Source organism: Marinobacter denitrificans (genome assembly GCF_008795955.1).
Lineage (GTDB): Bacteria > Pseudomonadota > Gammaproteobacteria > Pseudomonadales > Oleiphilaceae > Marinobacter > Marinobacter denitrificans.
This window is the reverse complement of record NZ_VMHN01000007.1, coordinates 144,601-164,274: the sequence shown is the minus strand read 5'-3', so window position 1 is coordinate 164,274 and position 19,674 is coordinate 144,601. Positions and strand designations below refer to the sequence as shown.

The 19,674-nt window shown below is 57.0% G+C and carries 16 protein-coding genes; 5 read left to right on the top strand and 11 right to left on the bottom strand.

Annotation, left to right across the window (positions count from 1 at the left end):
- Nucleotides 1–14: 14 nt before the first annotated feature.
- Nucleotides 15–2,057: a dehydrogenase gene (locus FO268_RS17580; protein ID WP_150994537.1), complete on the bottom strand. Its 2,043-nt coding sequence runs from the start codon at nucleotides 2,055–2,057 to the stop codon at nucleotides 15–17.
- Between the two features lie 188 nt (nucleotides 2,058–2,245).
- On the opposite strand from FO268_RS17580, the gene FO268_RS17575 reads away from it, so the two are divergent.
- Nucleotides 2,246–3,265: a class I fructose-bisphosphate aldolase gene (locus tag FO268_RS17575; protein WP_150994536.1), complete on the top strand. Its 1,020-nt coding sequence runs from the start codon at nucleotides 2,246–2,248 to the stop codon at nucleotides 3,263–3,265.
- A gap of 38 nt (nucleotides 3,266–3,303) precedes the next feature.
- Here the strand turns inward: FO268_RS17575 and FO268_RS17570 are convergent, their stop codons facing one another.
- The 8 genes from FO268_RS17570 to FO268_RS17535 form a co-directional block, all read right to left on the bottom strand.
- Nucleotides 3,304–4,308, bottom strand: coding sequence for an MBL fold metallo-hydrolase (locus FO268_RS17570; protein WP_150994535.1), 1,005 nt, complete (start codon nucleotides 4,306–4,308; stop codon nucleotides 3,304–3,306).
- A gap of 109 nt (nucleotides 4,309–4,417) precedes the next feature.
- Entirely contained in the window at nucleotides 4,418–5,389 is a 972-nt protein-coding gene (locus FO268_RS17565; protein ID WP_150994534.1) for a tRNA dihydrouridine synthase, read from the bottom strand.
- A gap of 146 nt (nucleotides 5,390–5,535) precedes the next feature.
- Nucleotides 5,536–7,710, bottom strand: a complete 2,175-nt coding sequence (katG, locus tag FO268_RS17560) for a catalase/peroxidase HPI (RefSeq protein WP_150994533.1) — start codon at nucleotides 7,708–7,710, stop codon at nucleotides 5,536–5,538.
- Between the two features lie 268 nt (nucleotides 7,711–7,978).
- A complete protein-coding gene (locus tag FO268_RS17555) occupies nucleotides 7,979–8,197 on the bottom strand; it encodes a DUF2835 domain-containing protein (RefSeq protein WP_150994532.1) in 219 nt (72 codons plus the stop codon).
- 7 nt (nucleotides 8,198–8,204) lie between these two features.
- Nucleotides 8,205–10,097: a molecular chaperone HtpG gene (gene htpG, locus FO268_RS17550; protein ID WP_150994531.1), complete on the bottom strand. Its 1,893-nt coding sequence runs from the start codon at nucleotides 10,095–10,097 to the stop codon at nucleotides 8,205–8,207.
- A 374-nt stretch (nucleotides 10,098–10,471) separates the two neighbouring features.
- Nucleotides 10,472–10,906, bottom strand: coding sequence for a PaaI family thioesterase (locus FO268_RS17545; RefSeq protein WP_150994530.1), 435 nt, complete (start codon nucleotides 10,904–10,906; stop codon nucleotides 10,472–10,474).
- Nucleotides 10,900–11,373 (bottom strand): PaaI family thioesterase, encoded by a 474-nt coding sequence (locus tag FO268_RS17540; protein WP_150994529.1) that lies wholly within the window; start codon nucleotides 11,371–11,373, stop codon nucleotides 10,900–10,902. The genes FO268_RS17545 and FO268_RS17540 overlap by 7 nt, the downstream gene beginning before the upstream one ends.
- 18 nt (nucleotides 11,374–11,391) lie before the next feature.
- A complete protein-coding gene (locus tag FO268_RS17535) occupies nucleotides 11,392–12,129 on the bottom strand; it encodes a DUF599 domain-containing protein (protein WP_150994528.1) in 738 nt (245 codons plus the stop codon).
- Nucleotides 12,130–12,329: 200 nt separating this feature from the next.
- On the opposite strand from FO268_RS17535, the gene FO268_RS17530 reads away from it, so the two are divergent.
- The 4 genes from FO268_RS17530 (at nucleotide 12,330) to FO268_RS17515 (ending at nucleotide 16,399) form a co-directional block, all read left to right on the top strand.
- Complete coding sequence (locus tag FO268_RS17530; RefSeq protein WP_150994527.1) at nucleotides 12,330–13,610, top strand: M48 family metalloprotease; 1,281 nt, start codon at nucleotides 12,330–12,332, stop codon at nucleotides 13,608–13,610.
- 75 nt (nucleotides 13,611–13,685) lie between these two features.
- On the top strand, nucleotides 13,686–14,231 hold the full coding sequence (locus tag FO268_RS17525; protein WP_150994526.1) for a hypothetical protein: 546 nt from the start codon (nucleotides 13,686–13,688) through the stop codon (nucleotides 14,229–14,231).
- On the top strand, nucleotides 14,231–15,418 hold the full coding sequence (locus FO268_RS17520) for an iron-containing alcohol dehydrogenase (protein WP_150994525.1): 1,188 nt from the start codon (nucleotides 14,231–14,233) through the stop codon (nucleotides 15,416–15,418). The genes FO268_RS17525 and FO268_RS17520 overlap by 1 nt, the downstream gene beginning before the upstream one ends.
- Nucleotides 15,419–15,610: 192 nt before the next feature.
- Nucleotides 15,611–16,399 (top strand): substrate-binding periplasmic protein, encoded by a 789-nt coding sequence (locus tag FO268_RS17515; protein WP_150994524.1) that lies wholly within the window; start codon nucleotides 15,611–15,613, stop codon nucleotides 16,397–16,399.
- Between the two features lie 42 nt (nucleotides 16,400–16,441).
- On the opposite strand, the gene FO268_RS17510 is transcribed toward FO268_RS17515, so the two are convergent.
- Nucleotides 16,442–18,928 carry an ABC transporter permease gene (locus FO268_RS17510; protein WP_150994523.1) on the bottom strand — a complete coding sequence of 829 codons (2,487 nt, stop codon included), beginning with the start codon at nucleotides 18,926–18,928 and terminating at the stop codon, nucleotides 16,442–16,444.
- On the bottom strand, nucleotides 18,928–19,662 hold the full coding sequence (locus tag FO268_RS17505) for an ABC transporter ATP-binding protein (RefSeq protein ID WP_150994522.1): 735 nt from the start codon (nucleotides 19,660–19,662) through the stop codon (nucleotides 18,928–18,930). The genes FO268_RS17510 and FO268_RS17505 overlap by 1 nt, the downstream gene beginning before the upstream one ends.
- Nucleotides 19,663–19,674 lie beyond the last annotated feature (12 nt).

Below are 19,674 nucleotides of genomic sequence, written 5' to 3'. Positions count from 1 at the left end.
AAGCCTCCTGGCCATTATTGCCTGTTCGCCAACACCCTCACCCGTTCGAAATCCTCTTCACTGAATACGCCATTGACCCCTGAAATTGCCGCCAGCTTCATGCCGTGCTTCAAGCCAAGCTTGTAGATTTCCCTCACTTTCTCCCACTCGATATTCCGGCCCAGGGTGAAGTTCTCGAACCGGCCCTCCAGTGTCAACACGATTGTCTCGGCCAGACAGGCATAGGCAATGCCCTTCGGCAGGCCAATGTCCTTCATGGTCACATGCCCGGGCAGCTCGATTTCTCCTGACTCAATCACCATCACGTCCGGCCGTTTGGCGACGTCTTCCGGGGAAATGTCCAGCGGACGGGCAACATCGGTGATCACGCAGCCGGGCTTTACCCGCATAATATCCAGTACCCGTTTTCCGGCCCCGGAGGTGGCAGTGACGATCATGTCCATGTGTTCAAGGTCACGGTCAGCCGTACCCGCTATGTGAACAATAGCGCCTTCCGTCTCCCGTTCTATCGTCTCTTTCAGGGACAGGAGTTTTGCCGGCTCAGGCGCGGCCAGATAGATTTCATCCACGGCCTTGGCCAACAGGCGCGCGCAAACCGAACCTATGGCTCCCGTCGCCCCCACCACCATGGCTTTGCCCGCCATCTTGCCGCTGGCACCTATGCCCACCAGACCAATTTTCTTCATCGCCTCATGGGCCGCCCAAAGCGCACCAGATGCAGAGTAGCTGTTACCCGTTGTGATAGGCAATGGCGCACGCTTGGCGACGGTAATGCCTGCGTCGCCTACCACCTTGGTAAAAGCGCCAAGGCCCATGACCTGGGCACCAAGCTTTTTGGCCAGCCGCGCAGCCGCCAGCAGCCGGCTATAGGTAAACTCAGGGCCATGAGCCATGATTTCACGTGGTGTGCCGCCTACGGTGATGAGCCAGCCTTCGGCTTCGTCCCCCGTTGGTGACTGCACCCCTGTCACTTTGCAATAGATAAACGGCGGAGTGTAGGCCACCGCTTTTTCCACCATATTCATGACCACCGGCGGTGAAACACTGGCGATCCAGTCCAGCGGTGGGGTTTTGGTCAGGTATTGCTGCGACAGCGGATGAATCACAAAGGCAAACCGGTTAACCCGACGGTAACCGCCCGGATAGAGTATCCGGGGTTTGATGCCCAGCGTCTGGATAACTTCCAGAAAGTCATCCGGCCCCATTTGATCCGGGGTGCGGGCCAGCGCTGCGCTGATCATCGCTTCCATGACGTTGACCCCCACTGGCCGGCCATCCAGCCAAGGGCTGTAGTCCACCATCATGGCCACCCGCCGCGAGCGCATCCAGTCCAGTGTCTGGTCATCCACCCGGGACGTTATAACGGTTTTACCATCCAGCTGCTCCTGGCTGAGATCTCCCAGTTCATCCACCGCCGCAACGATAACATGGGCGTTTTTTACCGCTTCCCGCAGCGAGCCCGCTACCAGCTTTTCACCGAGGCGGAGCAGCGGCAAATGCAGGATAGCTTCCACAGCCCTTGCCGTTGCCGGCCGGAACATTATGGGGGCACTCAGAGCGGTATAGGTTTCCAGCTGGCTCAAGGAGGTTAACAGCCTTGGGACGCCAAAATCCGTGTAAGGGTCTGCAAACAGCAGGTTGTCTGTGTATTCCGATAAGGCCCTGGCTACGCGATACCCCGCCTGGCCACTCATGAACAGCACCCTGGCATTGTCGAAGAAATGACCAAGCTCGGACTGGGTGTGTCTGACAGCCCACTCCTGCAGGATGCCCCGCAATTTCGCGCCGGTGGTAACCGGCTTATCCAGGACACTGGCCTTAAGGCGCGTAATATCGGGATGTTCCAGTATTTCGCGGCCGGCATGGTACTGGTCATGAATGACGCTCAGGCCAATAGCGTCCGCTTCTGTTTTCACCGAATCCAGTACCGCTTCGCCTCGAGAAAGATCACCATCCGTTCCGATACGAATAATGCGGAAAGGCTGCCCTAGAAATTCTGTTTCAAGATCATAGTCAAACTCTGATGATCTCTGGCTGACGCTCACCACTGTCTTCACGATTCGTGCTTCCCTGGTCTGAAGTAGTTATGAACTCCGGATTAAGAGTTGTTATGGACTCCAGATTAGATGACTTCATCTGTTACTGTTATAGCCTAGGTCAAATTTCAATCCGACATTGAGCGTCTACAATTAAATCTCAGCTGACTGTCGTTATTGACTCATCGCGCACTTTTAAGGAGACCACCATGACCATTCAGGACGAACTCAACGCAACGATTCAGGCTCTGACAGAACCGGGCAAGGGGATACTGGCGGCAGATGAAAGCAACCCCACCATTGCCAAGCGTTTCAAGGCGGTAGGTGTGGAATCGACGGAAGAGAATCGGCGACAGTACCGCAATCTGATTCTCGACGCGCCAGGGCTCGGGGAGTTTGTCAGTGGTGTAATCCTGTTTGAGGAGACGCTCGGGCAGCATGCCGATGACGGTACTGCCCTGCCCGCGGTGGCAGCACGCCAGGGCGTGGTGCCCGGTATCAAGGTTGACAAGGGCAAGGGCCCATTGGTGAATGCGCCCGGAGACGAGATTACCGAAGGGCTCGACGGACTGGCCCAGCGCCTGGAGCACTACAAGGAGTCCGGAGCGCGATTTGCCAAGTGGCGTAATGTGTATCACATCACCGACACCAATCCGGGCCAGGCCGCCATTGAGGCGAATGCCGAGGTGCTTGCCCGCTACGCAGCGATTTGCCAGTCCTGCGGGATCGTCCCCATCGTGGAGCCTGAAGTGTTGATAGATGGCAGCCACACTATCCAGCGTAGCGCAGATGTAAACGAAGCCGTGATCGGCGAGGTGTTTCGTGCCCTTCGGCGCCATCGTGTTGAACTGGAAACGATGATCCTCAAACCCAGCATGGTTACACCCGGCAACGCCACCGGCAACAAGGCCAGCCCCGAAGAAGTGGCAGAATACACCCTGAGAGTTTTCCGGCGAGTAGTACCGGCAGCGGTACCTGGTATCAACTTCCTGTCTGGCGGCCAGACCCCGGAAGAAGCAACGCTGAATCTGAATGCCATGAATGCGGGCGCCGCTCAGCCCTGGAACCTCAGCTTTTCCTACGGCCGTGCACTGCAGGAACCGGCACAGAAAGCCTGGGCTGGCATTTCCTCCAATCGTGAGGCGGCACAGGCAGCGCTGGTGAAACGGGCCAGGTTAAACAGCCTGGCCAACCTCGGGCGTTATTCAGCGGATATGGAGGAGAGCTGACCGCAACGGCTCGCGCCCTGGCTTAACAGCTCACTGATCTAACAGCCTTCCGTGCAACTGGCGCTGCCATCGAAGCTCATGGTCTTCCCGCTCAAAGGAACGTGAACCGGTACGGAAGAGAGGCTGACAAATTTCGCGGTACGTGTGTTTTCGCGCACCGCGCCATTCTCCGTGGCCGCCTCATTGGCGTGTGAGGCAATGACAGCTTTGGGCCGAACCAGGTCGTTGATCACGTAAGCAGCCTCTTCAGGCCCGGTGGTGAAGGTGTCACCGATATTCATCACCACCAGTGCCGCCCCGTAGTGTTCGTTAACCACCAGTTTCTGTTCGGCAGTGATACCGGTATCCCCTGACAGATACACCACCAGCCCGTTGGAAAACGTCAGCACGTAGCCGGTAGGGGGCCCTACACTGGCGCCTACACCCGCCGCTTGAAGGTGTTCCGCCAGCGGCCCGGTCAGGAACGAGGGAGCGACGCCGTTACTGTGAACGGCAGGCACAGTGGTTATGGCCACACCGCCGACTTCCCGCTTACCACCAAAACGCACTAGCAGAGAGTTCTCGGCGTCACCACCGCCGCCCTTCAGTTTGGCGGCGAAAAAGGCAGGCATTTCACTGCCGGTCACGATTTTCGCCTCATGCTTCAACGCAATATCCACCGTGTTGGACTGCGGTAATGTCGACACACCAGTATCGGGTGATCCGCAACTGCCCCGGTTGGTCTCCTCGATGCGCTGGTCACCAACGTGGTCACCGTGCATATGGGAAACCAGGACTACATCAATCTTGCCCAGGCGGGGATCGTCGGGGCCGGCAACGGTTCTTCCGGCATCGTAAAGAATCCGGGTACCGCTCGGGTCCTCAAAGACCAGCGCCCGGTCACGGCTGCAGAACTCGCCATCGTGGCTGCCAAGGGGCGTGACTTTGACGACGCCCTCACCAGCCTGGACCAGCGTGGTTCCTCCTACGAATAAGCACGCAGCGGCCCCGACGGCGGCCACGGTTTTGTAGAAATAACGGTTGCGGAAATAACTTTGCGACATGATATCCCTCCTCCCCACCTGTTTTATTGTTGATAGCAATACTGATACGAACGGCAGAGCCATTGGTACCAGTATAGCCAGCGGAGGTGACTTGCGTTTGGGGAGGACCTCAGGCGGCGCGGGAGTCGGCGGCCGGCACGGGCTGTTCCAGGCAGGCCAGCATGGGCGCCACCTGACGGATTTTGCGGGCCTCTGGCCACCGTGCTTCGGCTTCGGCAAATCCCTGGCGAAGGAAATTGAGCCATTGCTTGATGCGACCGGTCACGTAGCGGTCTTCCAGCCAGCCCTGCAGCACGGTGGCATATTCTCGAACCAGGGCGACGGCTTCCGGCCAGGTCATATCCGGTACTGCTATACCCTGCTGGCTGGCCTTTATCTGCCGGGCCAGGTCCGGCCGCGCAATCAGGCCCCGGCCAATCATCACATCAGCGCAGCCGGAGACTTCACGGCAGCGCCAGTAATCCGCCACTGTCCAGATTTCTCCATTGGCAATGATGTGGGTTTTTACTGCCTCCCGGGCGCGGGCAATTTCCTCCCAGTACGCAGGCGGCTTGTAACCGTCGACCTTGCTACGGGCATGGATAACAATTTCTTCGGCGCCGGCAGCTTCCAAAGCCTGTGCACAGGCCACACCCATGGAACGGTCGTCGTACCCGAGACGCATTTTTGCGGTAACCGGCACGTTGCCCGGTACCGCCTGGCGCACCGCGGCCACTATCTCATGCATCAGTTCCGGCTCACGCATCAGCACGCAACCCCCCTTGTGCTTGTTCACGGTTTTTGCGGGGCAGCCAAAATTGATATCCACCTGAGTGGCGCCCAGTTCGGCGGCTTTCACTCCGTGGCGAGCCAGTTGGTGGGGGTCGGAGCCAAGCAACTGAACCGCAACGGGTGTGCCGACTTCGGTCAGTGACTGGTTGTGCAGTTCGGGGGCGTACTTGTAGAACACTCTCGGGGGCAGCATGCCATGGGTTACGCGAATGAACTCGGTCACGCAGCGGTCAATCCCGCCCACCCTGGTCAGGGTTTCGCGAATGGGTGCGTCGACCAGCCCTTCCATCGGGGCAAGGATGATTCGCATGGGTGCTCCAGCAGAGAAAAAGTCTGAAAAGATTGAGACTGATCAAAAATCAGGCGGGGCGGATTGTAAGGAATTTAGCGGGAAGTTGGTAGCCGGGCATCCTGAAATCAGGACGCCCGGCCGGTTTTTACGACGTTACTGGCAAATTATGCCGGTACGTCGAAGCGGTCGCTGTTCATGACCTTGGCCCAGGCGGAGACGAAGTCCCGGACAAACTTCTCGTGATTGTCGTCCTGAGCATAAACCTCAGCGTAGGAGCGCAGAATGGAGTGGGAACCGAACACCAGGTCTACCCGGGTAGCAGTCCACTTTTTCTGATCAGTCTTGCGGTCGCGAACCTCGTACAGATTCTCGCCCACCGACTTCCAGCTGTAGGACATGTCAGTCAGATTGACGAAGAAATCGTTCGTCAGTTGGCCTTCCCTATCAGTGAACACACCGTGTTTGGAGCCACCATGGTTGGTCCCCAGCACCCGCATACCACCGATCAGTACGGTCATCTGGGTTGCGGTCAGCCCCATCAGCTGGGCGCGATCCAGCAGCAACTCCTCCGGCTTGACTACGTAGTTCTCCTTCTGCCAGTTGCGGAAGCCATCGGCCACCGGTTCAAGCACATTGAAGGACTCAGCGTCGGTCATCTCGTCAGTGGCATCACCACGGCCCTTCAGGAAAGGTACGTGTACTTCATAGCCGGCGGCTTTCGCGGCTCTCTCGATGCCCACGCTTCCGGCCAGTACGATTACATCTGCGAGGCTGGCACCGGTGTCGGCAGAGATCTGCTCATACACTTTCAGTACCCTGGCCAGGCGCTCAGGCTCGTTACCAACCCAGTCTTTCTGGGGAGCAAGGCGAATACGGGCGCCATTGGCACCGCCACGCAGATCGGAGCCACGGAAGGTACGGGCGCTGTCCCAGGCGGTTGTGACCATGTCGCTGATGGACAGGCCGGCATCGGCAATCCTCTCTTTGACCACCTCTTCGATATAATCAGTGGGGCCAGCAGGAATCGGATCCTGCCAGATCAGGTCTTCAGCCGGCACTTCCGGGCCGATGTACCGGGATTTCGGCCCCATATCCCTGTGGGTCAGTTTGAACCAGGCGCGGGCAAACGCATCCTGGAACCGCGCAGGATCCTTGCGGAAATCCTCGAGGATCTTGCGGTACGTCGGATCCACCTTCATGCCCATGTCGGCATCGGTCATGATCGGATTGTGACGAATGGACGGATCGCTGGCGTCCACAGGCTTGTCTTCTTCCCTGATGTCCACCGGCTCCCACTGATTGGCGCCGGCAGGGCTCTTCTTCAACTCCCACTCGTGATCCAGCAGCATGTCAAAGTAGCCCATATCGAACTTGGTCGGCTCGGTGGTCCAGGCACCCTCGATCCCCGAGGTAATAGCGTTGGACGCCCTGCCTTGCATGTTGGGGTTGTCCCAGCCCAAACCCTGGCCGACCACATCGGACCCTTCCGGTTCGGAACCCAGGGCACCGGCATCGCCGTTGCCGTGACACTTACCAACAGTGTGACCACCCACGGTCAGTGCTGCGGTCTCTTCATCATCCATCGCCATCCGGGCAAAGGTTTCTCGCACCTGGGCCGCGGTCTTCATGGGATCCGGCTGACCGTTGACGCCTTCGGGATTCACATAGATGAGACCCATCTGCACCGCGGCCAGCGGGTTTTCCATGGTGTCCGGCTTACTGACGTCTTCGTAACGGGAATCGGAAGGTGCCAACCATTCTTTTTCGGCGCCCCAGTAGATGTCTTTTTCAGGGTGCCAGATATCTTCCCGGCCGAACGAGAAACCGAAGGTCTTTAGGCCCATGGATTCATAGGCAACGTTACCCGCCAGGATCATCAGGTCTGCCCAGCTGATTTTGTTGCCATACTTTTTCTTGATTGGCCACAGCAGCCGACGAGCCTTGTCGAGGCTGGCGTTGTCCGGCCAGGAAGCAATCGGGGCAAAGCGCTGGTTACCGGTACCACCGCCACCTCGGCCATCGGCCATCCGGTAGGTACCGGCCGAGTGCCATGCCATACGGATCATGAAGCCGCCATAATGACCCCAGTCAGCCGGCCACCACTCCTGGCTGTCGGTCATAAGGGCGTGCAGGTCCTGCTTGATTGCATCGAAGTCGAGCTTGCGGACTTCTTCCCGGTAGTCGAAATCCTCGTCCATCGGGTTGGTTTTGCCATCGTGTTGATGGAGGATGTCGAGGTTGATGGATTCAGGCCACCAGCCGGTCACATTCTGGCTGCTGGCCGTATTGGCACCGTGCATGACCGGGCACTTTCCGCCTGAACTGTTGTTCTGGGTCATTTCTCTCTCCTGATTCGGTTTTGGCAAAACGACACTACTTTTATTAGCACCACTAACTATAGGACAAATAACGTGCTCTACTCTGAGTATTTATTATGCCCCGTATAGAGAATGCCTATCGTGTTTCCCGCATATCACAAATGATCCTGTCCTGTTTAACGGGAACATTTCCACAATAACCCCGCGCAGATCACTTAATACAATTAATTAAAAACACAAACCTGAAAGTTTTTAGCAATAACCAATATAAGAGGGAGGATCAGATTGATCAGAGTCTTTCAATGGAGGTGAACTTCCCGGCGTCGTCAAAAAGAATCCGGAAGCTGCCGCGGATGCCGTCATTGAGGTAAAAACGGGAGAGGATACGGGCCGGGAAACGGACGGAACGCCCGTCCCGGGCCGTGGTGTGGACATCGGTGGCAATGCCCTGGTAGAGCTTTATCCACTCGTCAGGGTTGATCTGGATGTCCACAATGATCTGCTGCATAGAACCCTTAGTTCGACAGTTCCAGCAGCAGGCGGTTGAGGCGGCTCACATAAGCACCCGGGTCCTGCAGCTGCTCACCACTGGCCAGTGTTGCCTGGTCCAGCAGTACCGCAGACAGCTCTTTGAAGCGGTCCTCACCCTGCTCGCTTTCCAGGCGCTGCACCAGCGGGTGGTCCACGTTGATTTCAAAAATCGGCTTGCTGTCGGGCACCTTCTGGCCGGCAGCTTCCATGATTTTCTTCATCTGGGCGCCCATATCGAAATCGCCAACGACCAGGCAGGCCGGAGAGTCGGTCAGACGATTGGTGACCCGCACGTCCTGCACCCGGTCGGTCAGCGCCGTCTTGATACGTTCAAGCAGATCCTTATGTTCCTCAGCGGCCTCTTCCTTGTGCTTCTTGTCTTCCTCGGTCTCCACCTCGCCAAGGTCGAGATCACCCCGTGCCACGTCTTGGAACTGCTTGCCGTCGTATTCGTTCAGGTAGCCCATCATCCACTCATCAATCCGGTCAGAGAGGATCAGCACCTCAACGCCCTTCTTGCGGAAGACTTCCAGATGCGGGCTGCTCTTCGCCGCCATGAAGCTGTCGGCAGTGATGTAATAGATCTTGCTCTGGCCTTCTTTCATGCGGCCGATGTACTCATCCAGCGACACATTCTGGGCATCTTCACCGGTATGGGTGGAGGCAAACCGCAGCAGCCCACCGATTTTCTCGCGGTTGCTGAAATCTTCCGCCGGGCCTTCCTTCAATACGGTACCGAACTCGTTCCAGAACTGCTGGTATTGCTCAGGCTCTTTTTTGGCCAGCTTCGAGAGCATGTCCAGAACCCGCTTGGTAACCGCAGTACGAATGCTGTCCACGGTGCTGTCGTTCTGTAGGATCTCGCGGGAAACGTTCAGTGACAGATCGTTGGAATCGATGACGCCCTTGGTGAAGCGCAGGTACAGCGGCAGGAACTGCTCGGCGTCGTCCATGATGAACACGCGCTGCACATACAGTTTCAGCCCACGGGGTGCTTCCCGGTTGTACAGATCAAACGGCGCTCGGCCCGGAACGTACAAGAGGCTGGTGTAATCAAGCTTGCCTTCCACCTTGTTGTGGGACCAGGTCAGTGGATCTTCAAAGTCGTGAGAGATGTGTTTGTAGAATTCCTTGTACTCTTCGTCCTTGATCTCGCTGCGTGAGAGGGTCCACAGGGCTGTTGCGTCGTTAACAGTTTCTTCCTTGCCCTTCTCGCCCTCTTCCTCGGACTCGGACTTCATCACCACAGGGAACGAAATGTGGTCGGAGTATTTCTTCACCAGGTTGCGCAGGCGGAAGCCATCGGCAAATTCCTTGGCGTCGTCTTTCAGGTGCAGAACGATCTTGGTGCCACGCTCGTTAAGATCCACATTCTCAATGGTGAACTCGCCGTCGCCTTTGGATTCCCAGTGCACACCTTCCTCAACCGGCGCACCGGCGCGGCGGGTGAAAACTTCCACTGAGTCCGCAACAATGAAAGATGAATAGAAACCAACACCAAACTGACCGATCAGCTTGCTGTCTTTCTTCTCGTCACCAGAGAGCTGTTTCAGAAACTCGGCAGTGCCGGACCGGGCGATGGTACCCAGGTTCTGAACCACGTCCTCACGGGTCATGCCGATGCCGTTATCGGACAGGGTGACGGTGTTCTTTTCGGCGTCATAGTCCAGGCGTATTTTCAGCTCGGGATCGTTTTCGAAAAGGCTGTCGTCTTTCAACGCAGCAAAACGCAGCTTGTCTTCTGCATCCGACGCGTTTGAAATCAGCTCACGAAGGAAAATTTCCTTGTTCGAGTACAAGGAATGAATCATCAGGTTAAGCAGTTGCTTAACCTCGGTCTGAAAACCCAACGTCTCTTTTTGCGATTCAACCGTCATGGCTTGCTTTGTCTCCTGCTGTTTAGGTTCGGAGGAGCGGTGCGGCTGGGTAAACCTTTCCAAAACACGCTGTGAATACGTCCATGTACGCTCCGCTCCGCCATCCATGGCTCCGCAGGGTTTTGGAAAGGTTTACCCAGCCACCCCACCCAACTGTGGAGTAGTCTCCGTTCTAGCACCGAAGCCGGAGCGAGCAGTTGAGGATGGGTTTACGAAACCGTGCGGAGCCATGGATGGCGGAGCCCGAGCCGCACAGGGACGTCTCGAGGCGTGTTTCGTAAACCCATCCTCAACTGCTCGCCTGCACCAATGCTTAATATGCTGAGTTCGGAAATGGGGTTCATCCGGGGCATTTCAACCCCGACCAGATGAATTCAGTCTTCCAACAGGAAGTGGGCCCGGGCGGTAGCAATAGGCTGGGAGCGGGATTTCTGCCAGGCTGTGATCATCACGTTGGCCACGCGATTGCCCTGGCGGGTGAGCTGGCACTCGGCGAAAGTCTCACGGTTCAGGCCCGCACGCAGATAATCCAGGGAAAAATCCACAATCCGTGGCATGCGCAGGGTTTCCTGGGACATCATCAGATAGATCACCGCAGAGAGTTCCATAAAACCACCGATAACCCCACCATGAATGGCGGGCAGAACCGGGTTGCCCAGGTTTTCCTCCTTTTTGGGCAGGCGGAAAATCAGGTCGTCACCAAAGCGATCGCATTCAAGTCCAATGAACATGGCGTAGGGAATGCTTTCCAGCATACGGGAGAAATCGCCCGTTTCCTGTGTGAAGCGGAGGATGTCGGGATTCATGATTCTTTTCCCCCTTCGATAAGGTCACGGAAAGACTTGGGCATGGCTTCCTTGCCGATACGCATGAAAGTACCTACGCAGTTGGCAATGGTCTCACCCGGGTCCTGAAATGCCTCGCAGCGGGTAAAAATGATATTGCGGGTAATCCTGTAGGTTTCTGCGCGGGCGAAGACAGGCTTATGGGGTTCCGCCGGTCGCATGTAGTCCACTCGCAGGTCCAGGGTCGGGCACAACTCAAAGTCCTCCAGGGCACACATGATCACCGATCCCGACGCGGTGTCCATCAGTGTGGTGATGGCGCCGCCATGGATTACTCCAGTATCCGGGTTGCCGATGATCCGGTCGCTATAGGGCAGACACAGGGTCAGCTGACCTTGTTTGGCTGATATTACGGTCAGGCCCAGCTCTCTGCCCTGGTTGAGGGTTTCTATAAAACGGCGAACACGGTCCATTCTCATGGAATCGTTCATAAAGTATGGCTCGTCAGATCAGTTGTGGGTTTCTTTATCGGTGTCCTGCCTGGGCGCAGGTTCCTCGAACGTCTTTCCGGAACGCAGTGCCAGCAGTGCGTCTGAACGGAACTCCCGGCGGTACAGGACGATCACAGTAAGGGTGGAGGCCCCCATGAATACCACGGGGTGAATAAACCAGGACACCACGGCCAGAGCATAGTAGTAGGAGCGCAAGCCCAGGTTGAACGCATCTCCGGCCATGTTGCAGACGTTGCCTGCACTCTTGGCGAATGCCTCCCGTGAAGCAGGGCTGGCTTTGGTATCGGTTGTCAGCGGGGCGCTGCCAATCAGCACCGCCACAAAGTTGTACATGCGCATCGACCAGGTGAATTTGAAGAAGGCGTAGATGAAGATCACCATCAGTACCAGCATCCGCATTTCCCAGATTTCGCGGCTGGGCAGGGTTCCGAACGGCATGGTGCTGAACACTTCCATTACTTCCTGGGTATAGCCCAGGGCAGTGATAATGCCTGCCAGAATCAGCAGACAACTGGAGGCAAAGAAGGCGCCATTGCGTTCCAGATTGCCTACCACAGAGGCATCCGATATACGGTTATCCCGTTTCAGCATCACCCGCATCCAGTCTTCCCGGTACAGGTCCAACGTATTGGACAGGCACGGGCGATCATTGGCCTTGCGTTTGGAGTACTCGGTATAGCCGAGCCAGCAAACCAAAAACCACACGAGTGCGATCAGCTCCAGATAATTGCCCATGAGAGGGTTCCGGGTAATGATGAGTAAGGAGGAGTAAACGATAATGATAACGCAACCGCGGAGCACCCTCCAGAAAGCAGGCCCTTCGCTGTAGTAACACCGCATGCACCGGGGATATGGTATAAACGTAACTAACCGTATTAAAGGCGATATAACCGAACCGGAGTGTCGCCCAGGGAATCGACCAAGGAGCTCTACCCGTGACTATCCACGCTGGATTACGATACCTCACCGTTATTATTGTGCTGGCCATTCTTTCCGGATGCTCAACCAATCCTGTTACCGGAAAGAAGCAGCTTTCGCTGATTCCGGAAAGCCAGGAGTTGTCCATCGGCAGCGAACAATACAAGCCAACCCAGCAGACCCAGGGTGGCCGCTTTTACCTGGACCCGGACCTGAACCAGTACGTTGCGGAGGTGGGCCAGAAACTGGCAAAGGTCAGCGACCGCCCAGACCTCCCCTACGAATTCGTGGTTCTGAATAGCAGTGTGCCGAACGCATGGGCACTGCCCGGTGGCAAAATCGCGATCAACCGCGGCCTGCTGACAGAGTTTGAAGACGAAGCCCAGCTGGCGTCGGTGCTTGGCCATGAAATTGTGCATGCTGCCGCACGTCACAGCGTGCAAAGAATGCAGCAAGGCATGCTGATCAGCGCCGGTGTGGCGGGACTGGGTTTCGCACTTTCAGATAATGAATGGGCCGGGCTGATCATGGGTGGAGCCGCCATGGGCGCCCAGCTCGCCCTTGCACAGTACAGCCAGGGCGATGAACTTGAGTCAGACCATTACGGCATACGCTATATGAAAGAGGCGGGCTATGACCCTCAGGCGGCAGTGGAGCTCCAGGAACTCTTCGTAAAACTCTCTGAAGGCCGGGAAACCAGCTTTATCGAAGGCATGTTTGCCACTCACCCGCCGTCACAGAAACGGGTCCGGGAGAACCAGGAGCTGGTCGACAAGATTGGTGCTGGCGGCTATCGCGGACGTGAAGAGTACCAGAAGAAAACGGAACTTCTGCGTAGTCTGCAGCCCGCTTACGATGCCCATGACGAAGCCCTGAAACTCGCCAGTGACGACAAGCTCGATCAGGCGCTGGCCAAGGTGAACGAAGCCATCCGGATCGAGCCAGAGGAAGCGGCATTCTATTCCCTGCGCGGTCGTATCTACCGGGCCCAGGAGAACCCGGAAAAAGCCGAAGCGGACTTTGACAAAGCCACCTCTCTTTACCCTGAAATGTTCACCTATCAGCTCCACAGTGGCCTGAATGCACTCGGGCTGGAAAAACTGGACAAGGCAAAGGAGCGCCTGAACAAGGCCAACGAATCCGTACCAACATCAATTGCCTATCTGCGACTGGGCGATATTGCCGTACAGCAGGATCGCCGGGAGGACGCTATCCAGTATTACAGCACCGCGGCAGAGGCTGAAGGCGAGATTGCGCAGGAGGCAAAACAGAAGCTGGCCCAACTGACGCAAAACTAACGTCATCGTCCGCATTGACTTTTAGAGCAATAACTCTAAAAATCGAGATATCGAAACAACAATCGGACGATTGCCATGCTCGCGAAACGTATCCAGCCGATGGTCTTCCAGGCCCGCCGGCTTTATGTGGAGCTGATGTTCCAGGTCATGGGGCGCGCGCTTCAGGCCGTCAGCGAAATTGACGCTGCCGTACAGAAGGAAGCCCGGGCCCTGCCCGACGGCTTCCTGTTTGAAATGATGGTGATGCCTGACGGTTCCCGGCTTATTGTGGAGCACATCGGCAATGGCCGATTCCACTACCATGGGAACACCGCCCCCCGGCCAGTCGACCTGTCCATCCAGTTCAAGCACATTGCCCATGCCTTTCTGGTTCTGTCATTCCAGGAGAAAACGTCCGTAGCCTTTGCCAACGACCGCATGCTGGTCGATGGGGATATCAGTTATGCAATCCGCATGACCAGGATTCTGAACCGGCTTGAAACCTTCATTCTGCCCAAACTGGTGGCAGAACGTGCCGTAAAGGAATACCCCTCGAACCTGCACCTGCCCGAGAAACTCTTCAGTGCGGCTCGTATTTACCTCAAGGTAGCATCCAATTTTGTCGAGACGGTGAGAGCATAATGACCAACCAATACTATGAGTTTTTCTGCCCGGTTAAGGTAATTGCCGGTAAAGCGGCGCTGGAACACATTCCCTATGAACTGACCGGCCTGGGCGCCAAGCGTCCGATGATTGTGACCGACAAAGGCGTTCGCGCCGCTGGCCTGCTTGACCCGGTCATTGCTGCCTGTGAAGAAAGCGGCCTGGAAATCATCAGTATCTACGATGATGTTCCGCCAGACTCCTCCACCGGCGTGGTGAAGGATATTGCCGGGATCTACCGCCGTGAAAAGTGCGACTCTCTCATTGCGGTGGGTGGTGGCTCCGCCATTGATACCGCCAAGGCGGTGAACATCCTGGTCTCTGAAGGTGGCGACAATATTGCCGAGTACAGCGGCGCGGGCATTATCAAACACCCGCTTAAGCCATTTCTGGTGGTACCAACCACTGCCGGCACCGGATCTGAAGTCACCTCCGTTGCAGTAATAACCGACACGGCCAAGTCCGTAAAACTGCCATTCACCTCGTCATTCCTGCTGCCCAACGCCGCGGTTATCGACCCGAGAATGACGCTTACATTGCCGCCGCACATTACTGCGGCAACAGCAATGGACGCCATGACCCATGCCACGGAAGCGTTCACCTGCATGGCGAAGAACCCGCTCAGTGATGCCTATGCAACGGCCGCGATCAAGAAAATCAGCGCGTCACTGCTGAAAGTAATGGACAATCCCAAGGACAGTGACGGCCGGCTGGAGCTGGCGCAGGCATCAACCATGGCCGGCATTGCGTTCTCCAACTCCATGGTCGGCCTTGTTCATGCCCTCGGCCATGCCACCGGTGCCATCTGTCACCTGCCCCACGGGTTGTGCATGAGCCTTTACCTGCCTTACGTTCTGGAATACAACCTGGAGACGATCCGGGGCCCGCTGGGCGAACTGCTGCTTTATATCGAGGGGCCGGAGGTTTATGCCGCCACCCCGGCCAGTCGCCGCGCCGAAGCCAGTATTTCCGCTCTTCGCAAGCTGCGTGATGAACTGTTCAAGCGTTGCAAGTTGCCCCGTACCCTGAAAGAAACCGGCACTGTAGAAGAGCACCAACTGGACACCATTGCCGAGATGGCCATGGATGACGGTTCCATGATGTTCAACCCGAAAGAAGTGACGCTGGAAGACGCCCGGGCGGTTCTGAAAAGAGCCTGGGCCTGAGCGAACGGGGAGGCCCGGGCACAGCGATATATGGCGTGTCCGGGCTGTAGTGACACAGATCAAAACAGCCCTCTGTGACAAAAACATTCTAATCAAATCATTGAAATCAACACAGGAAAAAGTGACAATTCTGACTCGCTGGCAGGGATGTAGCCGGGTTTGTTCTTTTGATGAATTCAGAGCCTCGCATCTATGCGCACCGCATCATCCAACCGGCACCTGCCGCTAGTTTTTGTTTTACTGTCACTCTCACTCCTGTCGGGAACAAACGCACTCGCCACAGAGCAAGCAGCCACCCGGAATGCTGAGCGGGTTGTCCGCTTCAATGTCTCTCCCAATGGCTACCCGCCCTATCTCATCAACGAGAACGGAAAACAGTCCGGCATCATGTGGGACGTGGTCACCGCGATTGCAGACCGCCTGGACTACGTGGTAATTCCTGAACAGATTCCTCGCAAACGCGTGGACCAGATGCTCAAGGAAGGCTATATCGACGCCACTCCCCGCGCCAGGGAGTGGACCGACAATCCCGATGAGTTCGCCTTTACCGACCCCATCGTGGATATCGAGGAAGTGCTGTTTGTGCCCAAGGATTCAGCCCTGGAATTTGAAGCGCCTGAGGACCTGTTCTCACGCACGCTGGTGACACACCTCGGTTACCATTACCCCGCTCTGGAACCTCACTTCCTGGCGGGCACAATCAAGCGTTTTGATGTTTCCCGTGACAAAGACATGTTCCACTATGTACTCCACGGAGAAGACATGGATGCTGCAGTTGCAGACCAACTGGTCGGCAGGTGGATACTGCGCAACGAAAACATGCAAGGTGAATTTCGCACCACTTCGACCAAGCTGAGCCAATACGGTTTTCGACTGATGCTCAGGAAAGACTGCGAGAGCTTTGCTCAATCCTTTAACCGTGAGCTTCAAGCCATGAAGGAAAACGGTGAGCTGGAGGAGATACTCTCCAACTACCGTTAATTCCCGACTCTCAGCCAGCCGTGCTTGCGCAGCCCCGCTGCGCTACTCCAGACGCCGCAGCAGCAGCATTGGCGACACACTCAGCACCGGTTTCAACTGCCAGCGGCCAAACATCGCGAGTACCAGCGCACTGAGTAGCGGAATTGGCAGAATGGCCTGCCAGTGCCAGCGAAATTCCCCCTCAAACATTCGGAACTGCAGTGCCCAGACCGCGCCTTCCGCGGCCGCCACCCCAAGGATGCCGGCAAAGAAGCCAAGCAATGCAAACTCCAGCATGGTGCTTCTCACCAGCAGCGACTGCCGGCCACCAAGGGTTCGTAGTAAGGCACCTTCGCGCTGCCGGTCCTGCATGGTGGCGCTGACCACGGCGGCCATAACCACCAGGGCCGCGGCCAGAATCAGTGCCAGGATGGCTTCGATGGCCTGTGTTACCTGCCGCACGATTTCCTGTATACGCTCAATGACATGGTCGATTTCCAGCACAGACACGGTCGGGAATTGTCGCGAAAATTCGTTAAGTTTTCCTTTCATGTCGGGCGGAAGGAAGAACGCGGTAATCCAGGTAGCCGGCATATCGTCAAGCCCGCCTCCGGGCGGAAATGCCATGTAGAAATTGGGCTTCATGCTGTCCCACTGGACCGTCCGGATACTGGTAACTGTCTCTGTCACCTTGTCTGACCCGATGGTGAAGCCAAGCTCATCGCCCACTTTGACTCCGAGTTTGCCGGCCAGCTCCGCCTCGATGGACACGCCGTCGGTTTGCCCCCTGGTAAACCACTCTCCTGCCACGATTTCATTGTCTTCGGGCAATGTGTCCATCCAGGTCAGATTGAGTTCGCGGTTGAGGGCACCGACACGCTCTTCCTTGGTTACCGCTTCCTTGACAGGCTGTCCGTTCAGCTCGGTAAGCCGGCCGCGCACCATGGGATACAATTGCTCCAGCGGATACCCGCGCTCTGCCCAGAATTCGTCTACCTCATCGACTGCCTGGGGGGCGATGTTGATAAGGAAATGATTGGGCGTATCTTCCGGCAACTGTGCCTGCCAGTCACTCAGCAACGAGGTTCTGACCAATATCAGTGTGGCCGCCAGCATCAGTGTCATTGCAAACACGGCAATCTGGGAGAGACTGGCCCGACGATGACGATACAGCCCGACCAGTGCAAGCCGCCACGCATTGCCGCCGCCACTGATCCTGCGCAGGGTGCTCACCAGCAACCATCCCAACAACCCGAGGGTGCCAAGCAGCAGTACAAGCCCACCCAGCAGCGACAACACCAGGGACACTTCCCGGGCATACATCCAAACCAGACCAAATATGGCCACCACTGCAATGATCAGATCCGGAATCGCCTCGCGGCCGGATTCGCCAGGCTGGCTTCGCAATACTCTCATGGCCGGAACATTGCGCAACCTTCTAATGGGCGGGTAGGCAAACGCAAACAGGGACACCAAAGCGGTCAGAAGTGCTGGCACCAGTGCGTTGGGGTCAAGCTGATAATCGATCTGACGCTCCAGGACATCCCCCAGCACGCTGGAGAGAAGCCAATACAGAGGCAGGGCCACCAGCAGTCCTCCGATAGCACCTGCAATCCCCCAGAGAGCGAGGCGACGGATATACAGCCGGCCTATCCCTTTGCTGCTAACGCCCAGGGTTTTCAGCAGGGCAACGGTGTCCCTCTGTGATAACGCGTACTGGCGACTGGCCACCGCAACAGCAACCGCCGCCAGCATTACCGCCAGGCTGCCACCCAGCAGCAGGAAACGCTCTGCCCGCTCCAGAGACTCGGAGAAGGTTTCTCCGTCGCGCACGCCTTCCCACTCATGGCTCGGCTCCAGCTGTGGTTGCAGCCAGCGGTAGTAATCGTTCAAGGCAGACTCATCGCCTGCAAACAGATACACATACTCCACCCGGCTGCCTTCCTGAATCACCTCGGTGGCTTCCACGTCATCCACGTGCATCATTACCCGCGGCGCCAACGAGGACATTCGGAAGCCCCCATCGGGCTCACGAACCAGCAGGCCGGAAATGCTCAGCTCATGGTTACCCACCTCCAGGGTATCGCCAACTTCAAGTTCCAGTAACCGCAACAGGCGTGGGTTAAGCCACACTTCTCCGGGCCCCGGCCCATGACTGACCGTTTGTCTGGGCGCGTCCAGGCCTTCCTGGTATTCCACCTGGCCCCGCAACGGATAGGCGTCATTCACCGCCTTGATCGACACCAATTGGAAATTGTCCGCACCATAAACCATGGTGGAAAACTCGATCATGCGACCGGTTTCCAGCCCCCTTTGCTCGGCCTCCTGCATCCAGGCTTCTGGGACGGGCCTGCCGTTTTCCGCTTCCAGCTGTCGATCGGCCGCAAGGAAAGAACTGGCAGAAGACACCAGTGTGCGCTGAAGTTGGCTGGCAAACAGGGCAATGGTAGCCACCGTAGCAACCGCGATGATCAGCGCGGAGAGAACAACGCGGACGTCTCTTTCGCGCCAGTCGCGTTTGACCGACGTCAGCTTCTTCGAGGCGCCCATCAGTTCACCGCTTCCGGCTGCTCTGAGACGGACGGTTCGGTCAGGATACCGGCTTCAATGTTGAAGTGTCGGGCGCACCGGGCGGCAAGCCGCTCATCATGGGTGACCATGACCAGCGTTGTTCCCTGCTCCCGGTTCAGCGTCATCAACAGGTCTGACACCTCCGCGCCAGTATGGTTGTCCAGATTACCCGTGGGCTCATCGGCAAACAGGATGGCAGGTTCTGAAGCAAAGGCGCGGGCGATGGCCACGCGTTGTTGCTCGCCGCCGGAGAGCTGCCTTGGGGTGTGGGACAGGCGTTCCCCGAGCCCGACCCGTTCCAGCAAATCCCGCGCTTTTTTGTCCGGGCTGTCAAAACCGCCGAGTTCCAACGGCAACATGACATTCTCCAGCGCCGTCAGGGCGGGCAACAACTGAAATGACTGGAACACGAAACCGACCCGGCGGGACCGGAGTTTTGCGCGCTCATCCTCGCTGAGCTGGCTGATCACCGCCCCATCAAGCTCAACGGTGCCTTCAGATGGGGTATCCAGCCCGGCCAGCAGCCCCAGTAAGGTGGTTTTGCCGGAACCGGAGCGGCCAACAATCGCGACGGACTCGCCGCGGTTGATTTCCAGACTGACCCCCTGCAAGATCGTCAACGTATCAGTCTCCAGGCTAACCTTGTGGGTCAGGTCACTGACTTTCAGGATAACGCGCTGACTATCCGATTTGTGCTCGCTTAGGTCGCTCACGGGTTCTCCACA